Annotated in this window: 17 protein-coding genes; all 17 read left to right on the top strand. The window is 47.1% G+C overall.

Going from position 1 to position 18,390, the window contains the following annotated elements; genetic code table 11:
• Nucleotides 1-539 precede the first annotated feature (539 nt).
• The 17 genes from OXN25_13475 to OXN25_13555 all read left to right on the top strand — a co-directional run bounded on the left by OXN25_13475 (nucleotide 540) and on the right by OXN25_13555 (nucleotide 18,361).
• On the top strand, nucleotides 540-908 hold the full coding sequence (locus OXN25_13475) for an NADH-quinone oxidoreductase subunit A (GenBank protein ID MDE0425867.1): 369 nt from the start codon (nucleotides 540-542) through the stop codon (nucleotides 906-908).
• The gene (locus OXN25_13480) at nucleotides 899-1,405 is read left to right on the top strand and encodes an NADH-quinone oxidoreductase subunit B (protein ID MDE0425868.1); all 507 of its coding nucleotides are present in this window, start codon (nucleotides 899-901) and stop codon (nucleotides 1,403-1,405) included. Before OXN25_13475 ends, OXN25_13480 begins: the two co-directional genes overlap by 10 nt.
• Entirely contained in the window at nucleotides 1,398-1,946 is a 549-nt protein-coding gene (locus tag OXN25_13485; protein MDE0425869.1) for an NADH-quinone oxidoreductase subunit C, read from the top strand. Before OXN25_13480 ends, OXN25_13485 begins: the two co-directional genes overlap by 8 nt.
• Before the next feature lie 135 nt (nucleotides 1,947-2,081).
• Nucleotides 2,082-3,278, top strand: a complete 1,197-nt coding sequence (gene nuoD / locus OXN25_13490) for an NADH dehydrogenase (quinone) subunit D (protein MDE0425870.1) — start codon at nucleotides 2,082-2,084, stop codon at nucleotides 3,276-3,278.
• A 204-nt stretch (nucleotides 3,279-3,482) separates the two neighbouring features.
• A complete protein-coding gene (locus tag OXN25_13495) occupies nucleotides 3,483-3,824 on the top strand; it encodes a VOC family protein (GenBank protein ID MDE0425871.1) in 342 nt (113 codons plus the stop codon).
• A 282-nt stretch (nucleotides 3,825-4,106) separates the two neighbouring features.
• Nucleotides 4,107-4,631, top strand: coding sequence for an NAD(P)H-dependent oxidoreductase subunit E (locus tag OXN25_13500; GenBank protein ID MDE0425872.1), 525 nt, complete (start codon nucleotides 4,107-4,109; stop codon nucleotides 4,629-4,631).
• 84 nt (nucleotides 4,632-4,715) lie between these two features.
• A complete protein-coding gene (gene nuoF, locus OXN25_13505; GenBank protein ID MDE0425873.1) occupies nucleotides 4,716-6,191 on the top strand; it encodes an NADH-quinone oxidoreductase subunit NuoF in 1,476 nt (491 codons plus the stop codon).
• 17 nt (nucleotides 6,192-6,208) lie between these two features.
• Nucleotides 6,209-7,861, top strand: a complete 1,653-nt coding sequence (locus tag OXN25_13510) for a molybdopterin-dependent oxidoreductase (GenBank protein ID MDE0425874.1) — start codon at nucleotides 6,209-6,211, stop codon at nucleotides 7,859-7,861.
• 141 nt (nucleotides 7,862-8,002) lie between these two features.
• Complete coding sequence (nuoH, locus tag OXN25_13515) at nucleotides 8,003-9,190, top strand: NADH-quinone oxidoreductase subunit NuoH (protein MDE0425875.1); 1,188 nt, start codon at nucleotides 8,003-8,005, stop codon at nucleotides 9,188-9,190.
• 11 nt (nucleotides 9,191-9,201) lie between these two features.
• Nucleotides 9,202-9,729 (top strand): NADH-quinone oxidoreductase subunit J, encoded by a 528-nt coding sequence (locus OXN25_13520; protein MDE0425876.1) that lies wholly within the window; start codon nucleotides 9,202-9,204, stop codon nucleotides 9,727-9,729.
• 48 nt (nucleotides 9,730-9,777) lie between these two features.
• Complete coding sequence (gene nuoK, locus OXN25_13525; protein ID MDE0425877.1) at nucleotides 9,778-10,077, top strand: NADH-quinone oxidoreductase subunit NuoK; 300 nt, start codon at nucleotides 9,778-9,780, stop codon at nucleotides 10,075-10,077.
• A gap of 14 nt (nucleotides 10,078-10,091) precedes the next feature.
• Nucleotides 10,092-11,981, top strand: coding sequence for an NADH-quinone oxidoreductase subunit L (gene nuoL, locus OXN25_13530; protein ID MDE0425878.1), 1,890 nt, complete (start codon nucleotides 10,092-10,094; stop codon nucleotides 11,979-11,981).
• Between the two features lie 22 nt (nucleotides 11,982-12,003).
• Nucleotides 12,004-12,426, top strand: coding sequence for a DUF5069 domain-containing protein (locus OXN25_13535; GenBank protein ID MDE0425879.1), 423 nt, complete (start codon nucleotides 12,004-12,006; stop codon nucleotides 12,424-12,426).
• Between the two features lie 81 nt (nucleotides 12,427-12,507).
• Nucleotides 12,508-14,073 carry an NADH-quinone oxidoreductase subunit M gene (locus tag OXN25_13540; GenBank protein MDE0425880.1) on the top strand — a complete coding sequence of 522 codons (1,566 nt, stop codon included), beginning with the start codon at nucleotides 12,508-12,510 and terminating at the stop codon, nucleotides 14,071-14,073.
• A gap of 66 nt (nucleotides 14,074-14,139) precedes the next feature.
• A complete protein-coding gene (locus tag OXN25_13545; protein MDE0425881.1) occupies nucleotides 14,140-15,549 on the top strand; it encodes a sodium:proton antiporter in 1,410 nt (469 codons plus the stop codon).
• Nucleotides 15,550-15,671: 122 nt separating this feature from the next.
• Entirely contained in the window at nucleotides 15,672-17,105 is a 1,434-nt protein-coding gene (locus OXN25_13550; protein ID MDE0425882.1) for an NADH-quinone oxidoreductase subunit N, read from the top strand.
• A gap of 287 nt (nucleotides 17,106-17,392) precedes the next feature.
• Nucleotides 17,393-18,361, top strand: coding sequence for a Gfo/Idh/MocA family oxidoreductase (locus tag OXN25_13555; GenBank protein ID MDE0425883.1), 969 nt, complete (start codon nucleotides 17,393-17,395; stop codon nucleotides 18,359-18,361).
• The last annotated feature ends 29 nt before the right edge of the window (nucleotides 18,362-18,390 follow it).

Below are 18,390 nucleotides of genomic sequence, written 5' to 3' on the forward strand. Positions count from 1 at the left end.
TAAGCGACGACTGAGAATATATCAACTCATTTTCTAATTTTGCGTAAGTCCTAAATAAATAAAAAGAAAATCGCGGAAACAGGAGATCCTTTTGTCTTCTTACATGAGGGTGAAGAACTCAAGATAAAGACAGAGAATATCGCGTCCCACCCGACAGGCGGTGCCGGTTTCGGGCTTGCGAATTACACAGCGCGCTTTGACAACATTACCATCACCGGGGAAGGAATCCCAGACCGGGGAGGATTACCCGTAACGCCGGGAGCAAAACTTACGACAATGTGGGGAGCGTTAAAATCAAATCCGTGATTCAGACAAAATTGCCGACAACTGAAAGCCGATAACAAAACAAAACCGCTTTAAGACCTTTGTTTTGTCACCGGCTTTTATTTTTTTTCAAAAAAACTTGACAATGTTTTTGAAATATGAGAAAATATGAAGTGTGTTAGAAAAATCTGTTTGTGAGTCTGCATTAACCTTTCCTGTTGGCGAAGTTTGCGATTCAATATTAAGATATGTGAGGACAAAATAGATTAAAAACAATGTTAATAGATTATCTTCCGATCTTACTGTTAGGGCTATTCGCTGTTATCTTTGCGGCGGTTAACCTTGCCCTGACGCATATTCTTGGTCCGAAACGCCCAACCCCCGTTAAACTCTCCGTGTACGAATCCGGGGTCCGCCCGGTTGGTGATGCGAGGCAGCGGTTTACCATCCGGTTCGACCTTATCGCGATGCTCTTCATCATCTTCGATATTGAAGTGGTGTTCCTCTATCCTTGGGCATTGGTCTTCAAGAAATTCTCTGAAACAAGTGGTTTGTTTATTTTAATTGAAATGCTGGTGTTTATCGGTATTCTTTTTCTCGGCTATATCTACGCTTGGAAGAAAGGAGGCTTAACATGGGATTAGACTTTGGACCAGATACCGGACAGGACGGTAATATCATCACAACGACGATTGATAAGGTCGTCAACTGGGGACGAAAGAACTCTTTGTGGCCGATGCCGTTCGGTACGGCTTGCTGTGCGATTGAGATGATGGCAACTTTGGCTTCCAAATACGACCTCTCTCGATTTGGCTCTGAGGCGATCCGCTTTTCACCGCGCCAATCGGATCTCCTTATCGTCTCCGGCAGAATTTCCATCAAAATGATGCCGGTCTTGAAACGTATTTACGACCAGATGCCCGACCCGAAATGGGTAATCTCAATGGGAGCGTGTGCTTCTTGCGGCGGTGTGTTTGACACCTACACCCTTATCCAAGGTGTAGATCAGTTCATTCCTGTGGATGTCTATATTCCCGGATGCCCACCACGTCCCGAAGACCTGATTGATGCAGTGCTGCAGGTGCAGCAAAAAATTGATAGTGGTGCCTTACCTAAAGGAGTAGAGGCGGTTTATGAATGAAGAGAAAGAAGTCGAAGAACAGTCGAAACCTCTTGTCCTTGAAAAATTAGAGGCAGATTACGCAGACGCGCTTTTAGCACAGGATGAAGTCCGCGGCACCGCCGTCGCTGTTGTGCGTAAAGAACATGCTTACGCCGTTCTGGAATATCTGAAAACAGATCCCGAACTTGCCTATACCTACCTTGTCGATGTCACAGCGGTGGATAATTCGGAGATGGAATCGGAGTTAATGCAATTCGACTATGCCAGATTCATGGTCGTTTATCAGCTCTACTCCTATCAAGGACAGTGCCGTTTTCGGGTTAAAGTCCCTGTGCATGAAAACGACTTGAGCATCCCATCTGTTGCAGGCTTGTGGCGAGCGGCAAATTGGTTGGAACGCGAGACTTATGACATGTTTGGTATCCATTTTGAGGGGCACCCCGATCTGCGTCGGATCTTAATGCCAGACGACTTTGAGGGGTACCCACTCCGTAAGGATTACCCACTTCGAGGACGCGGCGAACGCGAACGGTTCAATTTTGACAAGCAGAATGTATAAAAAAAGCGGTCAGCACGGGTTGCTACGCAACCCTTTCAGGGGTCAGTTAAGAAAAGAGATTTTCTGTAACGCTTGCGTCTTTACTGATTGCTGATAGCCGACAGCTGATGTCTATAAAAAAGGAGTATACATACTATGCAAAGTGGGTTGGAACGCGCGACAGGCGAGAAGATGGTTCTCAACTTCGGTCCACAACATCCTGCAACGCACGGCACCCTTCGCATTGTGTTAGAACTCGACGGCGAATCCATTTTGAAGGCAACCCCGCACGCCGGTTACCTTCACACAGGATTTGAGAAACTCGGTGAACATCTGGATTACAACCAATACATCGTTGTAACGGACAGGATGAACTATCTGTCACCGCTGTCGAACAACTTCGGGTATGTGCTTGCAGTCGAGCAATTGCTCGGTATTGAGGTGCCGAAAAGGTGCCAATACATCCGTATTTTGATGGCAGAACTCTCAAGAGTCGCAGACCATCTGCTCTGGCTGGGGACCGCAGCACTGGATTTAGGGGCATTTTCAGTATTCCTCTACAGCTTCCGTGAACGTGAAAAATTGTACAGCATCTTTGAAAAAACAACAGGTGCGCGGTTGACAACCAGTTACACGCGTGTCGGCGGGGTCCTCCGAGACCTCTATCAAGGCTGCGAGGAAGATATCCAACAATTCATCACCGACTTCCCGAAGGCACTGCGAGAAACCCACACGCTACTCACCCGAAATCGTATCTGGATGGATCGCACGAAAGGCGTTGGCCCTATTTCAGGTGAGGATGCCATTGACTACGGTTTGACGGGTCCCTGTCTCCGGGCAACCGGCGTTGCGCACGACCTGCGTAAGGCTGAACCCTACTCCAGTTACGATGAGGTGACGTTTGATGTGCCCGTTGGCACTAACGGTGATGCCTATGACCGTTACCTCGTGCGAATGGAAGAAATGATTCAGAGTTGTGGTATCATTGCCCAAGTCCTCGATAATATGCCTGATGGACCGGTCAACTCCGAAAATAACAAAATTATGCTCCCGAATAAAGAGGACGCTTATGGACATATTGAGGGGTTAATCCATCATTTCAAAGTGATTATGGATGGACACGGTGTAGAGGTTCCAAAAGGCGATCACTACTGTGCAACTGAATCCCCGAACGGAGAACTCGGATTTTATATCGTCAGTGATGGGAGTGGAACGGGTTACCGTATCCGTATCCGTCCACCGAGTTTCTTGAATTTCCAAGCATTACCGCACATGTTGGAGGGCGGGATGGTCTCTGACACTGTGGCTGTGTTGGGAAGTCTGAACGTTATTGCCGGGGAGTTAGATCGCTAAATGGAGCATCGTACTTCTACTTGACGGATTGATAAGAATTTAACCCTGAAAAAAGATAATTACATCTTAGCGAAACTCTCAAGTTAAAGTTGCTATACCAGAGGCGGTTGAACTTAACCAGAAACCCGGGGAATGCCATAAGGCATTCATACCGTTGATTTGCGAAACGAAGTGGAGCGGTGACCAGATTTAAGAGTTAAAAATATGGAACTCAAAGGTATTATGCTCTTTGTCAAAGACATGAAGGGTATTATTGCATTTTACAGGGATGTCATTGGATTGACACCTGACGAAGACCAGCCGTTCCCAGAACACCGGTTTTTCCGCTTTAATGCAGGTGCTTGCACGTTGTGTCTCCATAGTGCCAGCAAACCCAACGAAGGAAGACAAAAACTGATGTTTCACGTTGAAAGCGTGAGTGCTGTTCACCAACACATAAAATCGAAAGGGAAACGATTACGAAAACTTGAAAATAACGATGGGCATGCCATTTTCGACATTCGCGATCCAGAAGGCAATCGTATTCAGTTTTACGGGAATTACTAAGACCCGCAATATGCGTCAATTTAAAAGGTTATCTATCAACTGTTAAATGTTACACTTTTCGCCAAATTATTTTTTTTACAACGGAGAAAAATATATCCATGAACCCTTACGGTGACTGGGTTCTATACCAATAACCGCTGTCCGTCAAATGTTACACTGGTGTAACATTTTAAAGTGAATTTTTAGACGTGTAGGTTGGGTTGAATGCAGTGAAACCCAACGCTCAGGGTTATTTAGTTGTAAGAAATAAATTTACTTATGTGAAGTTGAAGGAAAACGTAGATGTCAGATGAACTCATTCAAATCGAAACGCCTTTCGCGTTTAACGAAGAAAATCAGCGTGCGTTCGACGCGTTGATAGGGCGGTATCCAATTAAGGAGGCAGCGATGCTGCCAACGCTCCATCTCGCACAGAGACAGGCGGGCTATATTACCCCTGCTGTCATGAAGTACGTCGCAGAGCAACTCGAAGTCTCCTTGATGAAGGTCAAGGATGTCGTCACTTTCTATCCGATGTTCTTTGAAGAGCCGGTAGGTGAGTACGTGATTCGAGTGTGTCATACATTGCCTTGTGCCTTGCGGGACTGCAAAGTTGTTTTGGACTATCTCAAGGAGAAATTGGAGACGGATGTCGCTTCTGAAACCAATCTTGCGAAAGGTACGACTGCTGATGGCAAGTTCACGCTCATGAAGGTGGAATGTCTCGCTTCGTGCGATGTTGCGCCAGTTATCATGGTGAACGACGATCTATATAAAAATTTGACCCCCGAAAAGGTTGATGAGCTTTTAGCGAAGCTTGCAAGCTAAATTTTGTGCTATTAAAGCACAAAATTTGTCTTTGCTTTACATTGCTTGCTATACTAAAGTTAGACAATCTGTAGAGGAGACAGCATGCTCGAGGAAAAACGAATTCTCTACGAACATCTGGATGTGCCTGACATTAACACGTTTGATGTCTTTCGCCAATACGAGGGCTACACCCGCTTTGAAAAGGCTATCGCCGAATATCAACCAGAAGATATTGCTAAAATGGTGATGGATTCCGGGTTGAAAGGGAGAGGCGGTGCCGGATTTTCGACGGGTTTGAAATGGAGCTTCGTCCCCAGAGACATAAAGCCGTGTTACCTGTGTTGCAACGCCGATGAAAGCGAGCCGGGAACGTTTAGTAACCGCTACGTCTTGGAAAAGAATCCACACCTGTTGATTGAGGGCATCTTAATCTGCTGCTACGCGATGGGTATCGAGACGACCTACGTCTATATTCGTGGTGAATTCACCCTCGGAAAAAGGATGTTGGATGCCGCTATCAAGGAGGCTTACGAAAAAGGGTACCTCGGAAAAGATGTTCGCGGCACAGGACTCAACATTGACATCTACACACACCCCGGTGCGGGTGCTTATATCTGCGGTGAAGAAACAGGTTTGATTGAATCGCTTGAGGGGAAGCGTGGACAACCCCGCAACAAGCCGCCATTTCCCGCGGTTGAAGGCGTGTTTGGAAAACCGACGGTCGTACAGAACGTCGAGACGTTGTGCAATCTTCCTTTTATTGTAGGTAACGGTGTTGAATGGTACACCCAGATGGGACCCACGTACGCCGATACACGGTCGGATCCGCCGACCCCTGACCCTAACACAGGCACGAAACTCTACTGCATCAGTGGTGATGTTAACGAACCGGGGGTTTATGAACTTGAACTCGGATTGACATCCACTGAACTCATTGAGGTCGCAGGCGGTTTGCGCGGCGAAGAGGTGAAAGCGGTGATCCCCGGTGGTAGTTCTGCACCGATCTTAACGCACTATGAGTTGGACACGCGGCTTGATTTTACTTCACTCACACTCGCCAAATCTATGCTCGGTTCGGGTGGCATTATGGTCATGAACGAGACTCGGAATATCGTTGATTGCTTACTCAATATCATGAAGTTCTATGCACATGAGTCGTGTGGACAGTGTACGCCGTGCCGTTGGGGGACACCCTGGGTGCGCGACATTGTTCAGCGTATTGCCGACGGAAACGGACGCAAAAGCACTATCACCCGTCCGAAATTCGGTGTTGCTGAAAATGGGAGATGGGGGGATACCGGCGAAACAGAAGAAATTTACGAAGATTTAGACCTGCTGGAGAGTGTTGCTAACAACATCGCAAATGTAGATACGATGACATGGAACACAATTTGCGTCTTCGGCATCGCTGTCTCGTGGCCAGCCGTGAGTTATATGCGCAAATTCCGTCCTGAGTTTGAAGCCGCTATCCGAGAAGGTAAACTGGTTACCTTACCTGTTGCTGAAGCCACAGTTCCACCGGAGGAGAATTACGCGTATCAACAGCGGTTTGTTCCGAAAGAGTTCGCTGACCTGTAGGAAGGAAAAATTAAAATATGGCATTTATTAAATTAAATGACCTCGAGGTAGAGGTTGAAGATGGAACCAATATAGTTGAGGCAGCGAGGCAACACGGCATCGAGGTCCCTCACTACTGTTATCATCAGGGGCTGAGCCGTCCTGCGAATTGCCGAATGTGTCTCGTTGAACCTTACGTTTTCTTTCCACCCGCTGGCGCGATTGTACCAGACCGACAATTGGCAACGGGCTGTACGACCACAGTCCGAACCGCGCCGCCAGATAGGAAACTTGACGGAAAATACGACTTTATTGTTCAAACGGATAGCCCACGTGTGAAAAAAGCACGCGAGGATATTCTGGAATTCCTGCTCATACATCATCCGCTGGATTGCCCGGTTTGCGATCAAGCCGGTGAGTGTGACTTGCAAGATTTTAGCCACCGTCACGGCAGTGATAAAAGTCGTTACCTCGAAGTCAAAAATGTGCCGCCGAAGAAGGATTTAGGACCGGACGTTTTGCTCTACTCGACACGTTGTATCGTCTGCACGCGGTGCATCCGATTCTGTGAGGAGGTCTCTGGCAGCGGTGAGTTAGGTTTAATCCAGCGTGGTTCTCACGATGAAATTGATATTCCGCGAAGCCATGAGGGTGCGCCCCTGCAATTGTTGGACAATAAACTCGCCGGAAATGTGGTTGATATCTGTCCTGTCGGTGCATTGATTAGCAAAGATTTTCTGTTCAAATCGCGTCCATGGTTCTTGGAACAGGCGAATAGTGTCTGTTCGGGATGCAGTGTTGGCTGCAATATCACTGTAGAATACAAAGCCGATGGCGTTTACCGATTGAAACCGCGTTTTCACGGAGATATTAACCAGTATTGGATGTGTGACGACGGCCGTCTCGGCTACCATTATGTGAACAGCGATGACCGGCTCCAACTCCCACTAAAACGGGTTGATGACGAGTTAACCCCAACACACTGGGCAGATGCGCTGTCGGTAATTACAGAAAAGTTGTCGGAAGTAGAGGCTGAGGATATCCTTGTTATCGGTTCCGCGCAAGCAACGAATGAAGACAACTACGTTTTACAGCAGTTCGCACACGATGTCCTGAAAACGACTGCGTTAGGACTCTTTGGGCAGCTGCCGGGCGAAGCACACAAATTCCCACAATTCACCATCGAAGCGGATAAGAATCCGAACACGGCAGGTGCAAGAACGATCCTCGGTTCTGCAAACGGCAACGTCGTTTTAGAAGGTGATGCACTTTGGGAAAAGGTTTCAGGTGCAAAAGTTGTTTACCTCGTCAGCGGTGCGCCGGAACGTCCTCTCGAAGATGCAGAGAAAGCCGCATTAGAAAGCGTTGACTTCCTCATCGTGCAAGATATCCTGCCCTCAGAAATTACACAATTAGCAGATATGGTGCTACCCGGGACGACTTTCGCAGAGAAAGACGGGACCTTCACGAATTCAACCGGCTGGGTACAGCGGATTCGCAAGGCGATTGATCCACCCGGTGAAGCGCGAGCCGATTGGGAGATCACGCAGCAGCTTGCCAAACAGTTGGGGGGTGAGATGAACTATCACTTCGCGGGTGAGATTGCGCTCGCTATTACAGAAAATGTGCCGGGCTATGGGGACGCAACGCATCAAAACATCGGAGACGCAGGGGTTAAATTGGTAATTTAACGATTGCTTTTGCACTGCCCTTCCGTTGTCAGGGCAGGATTCCAATTGTTACAAACTTTTTCTAATCTAAAATAGGTTTTTTTACCAATTTTAGATCGTTGCCGACAACGGAGGCAACGTCCAGACATAATAATTAAAAAAATGGAAAATTCAGAACTTCTCGTTTTAATTATCAGCTCAATCGTCAAGATTCTCTTCATCGCGCATCTACTAATTATCGGCGTAATGGCAATGATCTGGGCAGAACGCCGAGTGAGTGGATGGATGCAGGATCGACTTGGACCGAATCGGGTCGGCTTTCAAGGAATTTTACAGCCAATCGCCGACGGAATTAAGTTCCTCTTCAAGGAGGATCTCATCCCCGATCATGTAGATAAGCCGCTGTATGTGCTTGCACCGGCAATGGTCTTGATACCAGCATTGGTTACAATCGCAGTCGTGCCGTTTGGGAGTACTATCACGGTCCTCGGACACGAAATACCCCTCCAGGTTGCGGATATCAACATCGGGATCCTGTATATCTTAGCGATAACCTCCCTTGGTGTCTACGGGGTCGTCTTGGGGGCTTGGGCATCTAATAACAAGTATTCGCTTTTAGGGGGTCTACGTTCGTCTGCACAGATGATTAGCTACGAATTGACGCTGGGATTGGCGATTATCGGGGTGCTGATGCTGACGAGTTCGCTCCACCTTCGGGTAATTGCCGAAGCGCAAGGCGCGTATCCGTGGCATTGGAATTTCCTGATTCATTTCCCCGCCTTTTTAGCGTTCGTCACAGCAATGTTTGCAGAAACAAACCGCTTACCGTTTGACCTCGCGGAAGCCGAGCAAGAACTTGTGGCGGGCTATCATACCGAATACAGTAGTATGAAGTTTGCGATGTTTTTCATGGCAGAATATATGCACATGATTGTCGGCTCTGCTGTGACGGTGACACTTTTCCTGGGGGGCTGGCACTTTTTTGGCTTAGAAAATATAGGGGGTCCCGTGTGGAGTGGCGTTATCTCATTCGGCATCTTTTTTGCCAAAACCGCCATTTTCCTATTCGTGTTTATATGGGTACGCTGGACGCTGCCGCGGTTCCGGTATGATCAACTTATGAACTTCGGTTGGAAATTTTTGTTGCCCGTTACGTTAACTTCAATCGTTGTAACTGGCACCCTATGGATAATAACTAACTCTCGCTTGGTAGTAGGTATCGGCAACGCAGTTGCTGGATTTATTGTTGTATCTATTGTAGCAGGATTGCTTGTGATGGATGCCCCAAAGCCAGTAACACAAGATAGTGACAATCGGCTTACACCGACGGCTCTCGACGCAATAGAATAGGAGGCGTACGAATGAATGCAGAACAGATTCTATTTATTCTCTTTGGAGCGGTCTCGCTGATTGGCGCAATCGCCGTCATCTCATTTCGGCATCCGATTTATAGCGCGCTTTCGCTTGTCGTGACCTTTTTCGCACAAGCAGGACTGTTTCTGTTGTTAGGTGCACACTTTGTTGCGGCTGTACAAGTGATTGTCTATGCGGGTGCTATCATGGTGCTCTTCCTCTTTGTGATTATGCTGCTGAACCTCGGAACACTCTCGGTGAAAGGAGCCATCGGCGGAAAACTAAAGGGCTTTGCGATAATTTTAGGTATTCTCTTAGCCATTGAAGGCATCTATATCGCTACAAACGTCCTCAATAATACCGCGATTGCCTCTGCACAACCGGCTACGGTATCTCCAAACACAACGACGTATGATATTGGCGAACTCCTGTTCAGTAAGTATCTCTTACCCTTCGAGGTTACCTCGCTCATTTTGTTGGCGGCGTTAATTGGAGTTATCGTTCTGGTGAAACGTGAAAGCCAAAGTGAAAATTAAAATATTTTCGACGATAGCATCTACAGGCATGAGGAGAAAAAGTTTTACATGGAACTACAGTACTATCTTATCTTAAGCGCACTCCTGTTCACAACAGGGGTAATAGGCGTTCTTGTCCGTAGAAACGCCATCATCATCTTCATGTGTATTGAACTGATGTTGAATGCAGCAAACCTCGCCTTTGTAGCAATCAGTCGTAGTTTGGGTGAGGCGACCGGACAAGTCTTCGTTTTCTTTGTGATGGCTGTCGCTGCTGCAGAGGTTGCGATTGGGCTTGCAATTATCGTAAGCGTCTTCAAGCATCGTGAAACGATTAATGTGGACGAAGTTAATTCGTTGAAAGGATAAAGAAGGATAAAAATATGTCACTTGAATTAATTGTTGTCCTGTTAGTTGCCCCACTTGTTGGATTCCTGATTAACGGATTGCTTGGGAAATGGCTTAAAGGGAATGAGAAACTGAGTGGGTGGATCGGTTCGGTCGCAGTGCTTATTTCCCTCATCTGTTCAATCATCGCCTTTGCCAGTCTTCAGGGCGGTGGTACGCCTCTTGACGAAACACTTTATGAATGGATTACGGGAGAATCATTCGCCTTCAATATCGGGTTTCGAGTGGATGCACTAACGACAGTAATGTTGTTAGTAATCACGGGTGTAGGGTTCCTCATCCACGTGTACTCAATCGGCTACATGCATGGTGATGAAGGATATACCCGCTATTTCGCTTACTTGAATCTATTTGTGTTCGCAATGCTAATCCTGGTTCTCGGCAACAACTATCTCATGATGTTTGTCGGGTGGGAAGGTGTTGGACTCTGTTCTTACCTGCTGATTGGATTCTGGTACGACAAAAAGTCAGCGACGGATGCTGGAAAAAAAGCGTTTATTGTGAACAGGATTGGTGATTTCGGTTTCCTGCTGGGCATGTTTACGCTATTTGCAGCGTTTGGCACGCTTGATTTTGCGTCAATATTCGATGCTGCCGAAGCCGATAATTTTCAGAAAGTTTTTGGAGGTAGTACCCTCGTAATTGCAACCTTGCTACTCTTTGTTGGCGCGATAGGTAAATCGGCACAAATTCCGCTCTATGTGTGGCTACCAGACGCGATGGAAGGCCCGACTCCCGTTAGTGCGTTGATTCACGCTGCAACAATGGTAACAGCAGGCGTGTATATGATAGCGCGCTCCGCCGTGCTTTACAACATAGCGCATACAGGTGAAGTTGTCGCATGGATTGGCGTTTTGACTGCGTTCTTCGCGGCGACGATTGCATTGGCACAGAACGACATCAAACGCATCCTCGCCTATTCCACGGTAAGCCAATTGGGATATATGTTCCTTGGGGTCGGTGTTGGTGCTTATGCCTCTGGCGTTTTCCACTTGGTAACGCATGCCTTCTTTAAGGGTCTGATGTTTCTTACCGCTGGCAGCGTGATGCATGCAATGGCGAACGAGTTAGATATGCGAAGGATGGGCGGTTTGAAAGCAAAAATGCCAATAACGCATTGGACTTTTTTAATCGGTGCGCTTGCCATTGCCGGATTCCCATTTCTGAGCGGTTTCTGGAGCAAAGACGAAATTCTACACAGTGCGTGGGGGAGTTCGCCGCTGATTTACATTATAGGGTTGGTCACAGCATTCCTGACAGCATTTTACATGTTCCGACTGATTTTTGTGACGTTCTATGGCGAGTCTCGGGTCGAACCCGACGTTGCTTCACACCTACATGAATCACCACCGGTGATGTGGGTCCCTCTGGCAATTTTAGCAATCCCTTCGGCTCTAATCGGCTTACTCTTAGGTTGGGGTGGACATGATAGTTGGTTCCACCACTTCACAAAAAACGTTTTTCCAGAAGCACACCATGAGGCATCGGGTAATGTAGTCTTATTTATGGTTATTTCCTCAGTCGTCGGTTTGGCGGGTATTGCGTTCGCATGGATGCGTTACAGCAAACGCGTGCCGTCTGAGGAACCCACCAATGCACTCCATAGACTGATTGCCAACAAATACTATATCGACGAGATTTACAATGCACTCATTGTGCAGCCCATCAAAAACGGCTCTCACTACCTACTGTGGCGGATCGTGGACAATGGCGTTATTGATGGAATTGTCAACGGTGTAGCTTCGATTGTTCAAATTATTGGCGGCACGCTCCGACGACTCCAAACAGGGATCGTCCAAGCGTACATTGTTTCAATGGTTCTGGGAATAGTGTTGTTCCTTGCGTACTATCTGTTTTTCGCTTAAACCTTTTTTCGAGGGAAGAAAGATGAAAAAAAAGAGGACTTTCCGCCCACGGGACCTAATTAATAAAGAAGTAGCTGGCATTTGTGGTGTTGCAAGATTGACAGATAAGGCGCGGGCTGACCATGTTGGTGAAATTGGAAGTTATAAGTACGGTGCTGCCTCCAAGCAAGATGCTGGAATTTTGTCCTTCTTGGGCATTTCAGCAGAAGCGTTTCAGGAAGCCGCTGTCCGGATTCACAATGATATTAGATTAGGGGCATGGGTGCTGGACCACTGTGGGAAATCGGAGAAAGACATCTCCGCGTTCAATCGCAAGTTGAAAATATGGTGGCAAAACAGTGTCCCTCGTGATACTTATTCAAAACGCCTCCGCGAATTAAAACGAGAAGAGGAGCGTAGACGTGATTGGTCCGCTGGTTCGATCTGGAGCCTGTTCGGTTCATGATTTATTCTGAGTGCGTATGAAAATCGCGAACGGTAGGCCGTGCCTATTGCTGAAAATCGAATTGTCCTAAAGGAGGTTTCCTTGTTACTTTCAACAGTCATTTTTTTACCACTGCTCGGTGTGATAGCGATTGCGTTGCTCAGGGGCTTAGGCGCAACCGCTATTAAAGGTATTGCACTTGCCATTGGGGTTCTAACGTTTGTTATCTCGTTAGGGCTTTATACGGGATTTGACGCAACGACTGGAGCATTTCAAAATGTCACTCAACACGCGTGGATTCCGGGTTTAGGTATAAGTTACCATATCGGCATTGACGGCATTTCGTTGTGGTTAGTGCTACTGACGACTTTCCTCACACCGGTGTGTATTCTCGCCGCATGGAATTCGGTTGAGAAAGGATTGAGCGGCTTTATGATGTCGCTGCTCGCCCTCGAAACCGGCATGTTAGGGGTCTTTTGTGCATTAGATCTGTTCCTCTTCTTCGTGTTTTGGGAATCCATGCTGATTCCGATGTACTTCCTAATTGGCATTTGGGGCGGAGAACGGCGGATTTACGCTACGGTGAAGTTCGTTCTTTATACGATGGCAGGCAGTGCGCTGATGCTTGTTGGTATTTTAGCACTCTATTTCCAGAACAACAATAGTTTTGACCTGACGACGCTCAGTGGTCCCTTCAGTCATTCCGACCTGTTATTTCTTGGATTCTTCATTGCGTTTGCCATTAAGGTGCCACTCTTCCCTTTCCACACATGGCTCCCGGATGCACACGTTGAGGCGCCTACAGTGGGCAGCGTCATCCTTGCGGGCGTTTTGCTAAAAATGGGCACTTACGGCATCATCCGATTTTGCCTACCACTTTTTCCAGACGCGGCGGCTAAGTTCACACCCCTGATTGTTACACTTGCGGTCATCGGTATCATCTATGGAGCATTGGTCGCTATGGTACAGCCGGACCTCAAGAAACTTGTTGCTTACTCAAGTGTAAGTCACCTCGGCTTTGTTGTGTTAGGTCTTTTTTCAAGAAACCCTGCAGCCATCCAAGGCAGTGTATTGCAAATGGTTAATCACGGCTTAAGCACAGGAGCACTATTCCTTTTAGTTGGGATGATCTACGAACGGCGACACAGTCGGATGATCGTCGATTTCGGTGGCTTGTCAAAGCAGATGCCAATCTTCGCCACAATTTTTATGGTTGTGACATTGTCGTCAATCGGACTCCCAGGTTTGAATGGGTTCGTCGGTGAATACATGATCCTGTTCGGCAGTTTTGTTGAGGGGGCTTTCTCTAAAATACACGTAATTTTCGCAACTGTTGGTGTAATCCTTGCAGCTGTGTACATGCTGTGGATGTTCCAACGGGTAATGTTCGGAACATTGGATAAGACAAACGCGGAATTACCCGACCTGAATGCTCGCGAAATCGTTGTGATGCTGCCAATCTTGCTGTTCATCGTTTGGATCGGTGTCTATCCAAAGCCTTTCCTGAGTAAGATGGAAAAGTCAGTAGACGTTGTTGTAACACAGGTGCAGGCGCAATCTGCTATCGGACATCTGGAAAAACAAGAACCATCAAACAGTCAACTCGCATTACACGGAACGCAGCCTGCACAGCATGAAAAGATTGAAAAGGAGGCAGAAACGAAGTAAGTGAAATTTAAACTCACATCTTGTCTTATTCTTTGTATAATTGTCGGACTTGCCCTATTGGTCTCAATGGAGGCATTCGGTGCAGATGATGCCGATGGAGCGCACCATGGAGTAGATGGCGCGAAATTGCCTATCTGGAGTATTATTCCATTTGTTGGTATCTTACTCTCAATTGCGATTTTCCCACTCGTTTTAGATTCACACTTTCTTGTGCATCACGGTGGAAAGATGTCATTGGTATGGGCATCCGTCTTCGCGATCCCGTATCTGATTGCTTTTCGTGGAGATGCTTTTTACGACATCCTGCACATCTATCTATTAGACTATATCCCATTCATCCTCCTTTTGTGGGGCTTATTCACAGTCGCAGGTGGGATTCTTGTGCGTGGCACATTGCGTGGCACACCGATGCTCAATACATTCCTACTGTTAATCGGCACTGTGATTGCATCATGGGTCGGAACTACCGGGGCATCAATGCTCCTGATCCGTCCTTTAATCCGAGCAAATGCATACCGAAAGAATAAGGTTCATCTAATTGTCTTTTTCATTTTTCTTGTAAGTAACATCGGGGGTTCTTTAACACCAATAGGAGACCCACCGCTATTCCTCGGGTTTCTCCGCGGCGTGCCTTTCTTCTGGACAACGACGGCATTATTGCCGCACATGTTATTTATAAGCGTGATATTGATTATTTTCTTCTTTATATTTGACACTTTTATGTTTAAACGGGAGGGCGGTGTCGTCCCAGACGATGGAACCAACGAACCCGTTCGCGTAGAAGGGCTTTTTAACCTCGTCTTCCTATTCGGTATCATTGCTGCCGTTCTAATGAGCGGTACTTTCAAGTGGGGAGAAGTCAATATTCTTGGCGTTCATGTGTATTGGCAAAATATTGCTCGCGAAGTATTGATTGTTGTTATGGGGCTACTATCCCTTAAATATACACCCTTTAGTGGCGAATTACGTCAATCCAACGAATTTTCATGGGAGCCAATTGAAGAGGTCGCAAAAGTTTTCGCTGGAATATTTATGACAATCATTCCAGCGTTAGCAATTCTGAAAGCAGGAGAGAACGGTGCGCTGGCAGGTTTAATTGGTGCTATGAAACAACCTGCTCACTATTTCTGGATTACGGGTATTTTGTCCAGTTTCTTGGACAACGCGCCAACATATTTGACGTTCTTCAACACGGCACTCGGGAAATTACACCTGACTGAGACGGTTGTACCACAAATTTTGTCAGGTCAATTAACGAATCCAGAACATCTTGAGTTTGCCAGATTATTAATTGCCATCTCCGTTGGAGCGGTTTTTATGGGTGCAAATACCTACATTGGCAATGCCCCGAACTTCATGGTAAAAGCGATTGCAGAACAGAGTGGTATTCGCATGCCGAGTTTCTTTGGATACATGCTCTGGTCAGTAGTGATTCTATTCCCTCTCTTTGTGATTGTGACGTTTGTGTTCCTATAATGGCAGTCGGCGGTCAGCAGTCGGCTTTCGGTGTGTGGTGGTTGTGTATTACTTCACTGTCCTAACTGCTCTACCGATAGCCGATAGCCAACAGCCGATAGCCGGGAAAAAGGAGTTTTTGAATGCCGATAGAGATTAACTGGCAATTGCTGATGCCAGAACTGATTATCGCTTTGACGTTGCTTATTGTCCTCGTCTTCGACCTTTTTGATTCTATTTCAAAAACGGTTCTCGGCTGGATGACAATCGTTGGTGCTGGAATCGCCTTATGGGTCTCCATTCAGATGCATCAAGCAGGCACAGTTGGCACTCAATTCAGCGAAATGCTTAAGGTAGATAATTTCTCTCTCTTTTTTAATATTATCTTCCTTGTCTCAACAATTTTAGTTGCCCTGATCTCAATAAGCTACTTAGGGGGTAGAGACAGAAAGCAGGGTCCCTACTACCTACTTATCCTGCTTGCGACGCTCGGCATGATGTTGATGGCTGCAGGCAACGAGTTGATTATCATTTTCTTGGGCTTAGAACTGATGTCGCTATCGCTGTATATTTTGGCGGGTTACTTCCGAGAGAGTCCTGCTTCAAGCGAGGCGGGAATGAAGTACTTGCTGCTCGGTGCGTTTGCAAGCGCGTTTTTCCTTTACGGCATTGCGTTGATTTACGGTGGTGCCGGAACGACGAGTGTCCCGGCAATCGCTGAGGCAATTGCGGCTCCGAATAAATCACCACTACTGTTAGCAGGAATGTTTTTGTTGATCGTTGGGTTCGGATTCAAGGTGGCGATCGTCCCGTTCCACCAGTGGGCACCCGATGTCTACGAGGGCGCGCCGACAACGATAGCGGCGTTTATCTCGGCAGGACCGAAGGCAGCGGGATTTGCGGCGTTCCTGAGGATTTTCATGGAGGCGTTACCAAACCTGCAAGTCGAATGGAGCGGCGTTATCATTCTATTAGCGATGTTGACAATGACGGTTGGAAATGTCATTGCGATTGCACAAACCAACATCAAACGGATGTTGGCGTATTCGAGTATTGCACATGCCGGCTACATCCTGATAGGTTTAGCAGCGGCAAACAGCGAAGGTATCTCCAGCGCAATGCTGTACCTCCTTGTCTACTGCGTGATGAATATTGGAGCATTCGGTGCGGTTATTTTGGCAAAAACCGCTGATGGCGAGAGTCTCATGATTTCCGACTATGCCGGACTCGGACTGCGAAAACCGTTGCTTGCTATGTTTATGACGGTCATGCTTTTGTCGCTCGCCGGTTTTCCACCGACTGCTGGCTTTGTTGGGAAATTCTACATCTTCAAGTCTGCAGTTGGTGCAGGGCATATCTGGCTCGTTATTATCGGTGCCGTTAACACTGCCATATCAGCATTCTATTATCTGCGCGTCGTCGTAACAATGTATATGCGTGAACCGGAAGAGGAGTTGGAATTTAGTCCGTATTCCTCAACCCTTGTCATCGGATTAGTTATCGCAGCGATTGGTGTGTTGCTTATCGGTATTTTACCATCACTGATGCTCAATCCAGCACAAAATTCAGTGTTTTAATGGTGATTGGTCGTCAGGAACCATCGGTAAAAGTCTGAACTATGATTTATGATAGGGCTTACGCATGCTGCTCTTTTGTAGCACAAACTTCCCAGTTTGTGGCACGAGAACACTGTGTTTTCCGAAAATTCGCATCAAACAGAACGGGCTGCAGTCAAAATTACGTAAGTCCTGTATGAGATTATCAGATTTGCTGTGATTAAATGTCTTGTAATCACAGTCATTAAAATCATGAAAATCCAGGTTCAGACGACTGCTAACGACTATCAAAGGACAATAATTAAAAAATGTCAAACGTTAGATTAGGTTTCATCGGTACAGGTGGCAACATGAACCGTCATCTACGCGAATTAACCGAAATTGGTGGCTCACAATTCGTCGCCTTTTGTGATATTGTACTCGAAAAAGCGGAGCAGGCTGTGACGCAATACGGCGGTAAAGCCTACGCTGATTACAATCAGATGTTGGCGAGCGAGGAATTAGATGCCGTCTATATCTCAATCCCGCCATTTGCCCACGGTGCCCCAGAACGCGCTGTTATCAACGCTGGACTCCCGATGTTTGTGGAAAAACCGGTACACATGGATGCCGAGGAAGCAAAGGAAATCGCAGCGGAGATAGAAGAAAAAGGCATCATCACCGCTGCTGGGTATCAGGAACGTTACCTTGATATTATCGACAAAGCGCAAGAACTCCTTGCGTCACGGCGCGTTGGGTTCTTCATGGGCTATTGGATGGGCGGAATGCCGGGTGGATGGTGGCGTGAGAAGGCAAAATCGGGTGGGCAGCTCATGGAGCAGACGACGCACGAATTTGATATGGCGCGCTACCTCTTCGGCGAAGTCAAAACCGTCTACGCTGTGGCACGCTACGATCTGATTCCGGACACCGATTACGATATTGAAGAAGCATCTGCGGTTTCTCTGCAATTTGAGAGCGGTGTTTTCGGGATAATGTTCTCCGCCTGTTTCACAACAAATGGGCTGCGGCGTTCTGGGTTAGACATCTTCTGTGAAGATGGTTCGCTTGAATACCATCTCCGTCGCGCGCTCGTGCTCTCCACTGCCGATGAGAAAACCACGTGGAATCCAGAAAACAATTGCACGATTGACATGGATAGCACCTTTATTGAGGCAGTTCGCACAGGAGATGGCAGCGCAATCCGATCACCTTATGCCGATGCCGCGAAAACCGCCATTTTATCCATCGCTGCCAACGAATCCCTTGAAACAGGTCTACCTGTCCATTTAGACTAACTGAAAGACTTTCGCCTATTATATCCAGC

It is taken from the genome of Candidatus Poribacteria bacterium, assembly GCA_028820845.1.
Classification (GTDB): domain Bacteria; phylum Poribacteria; class WGA-4E; order WGA-4E; family WGA-3G; genus WGA-3G.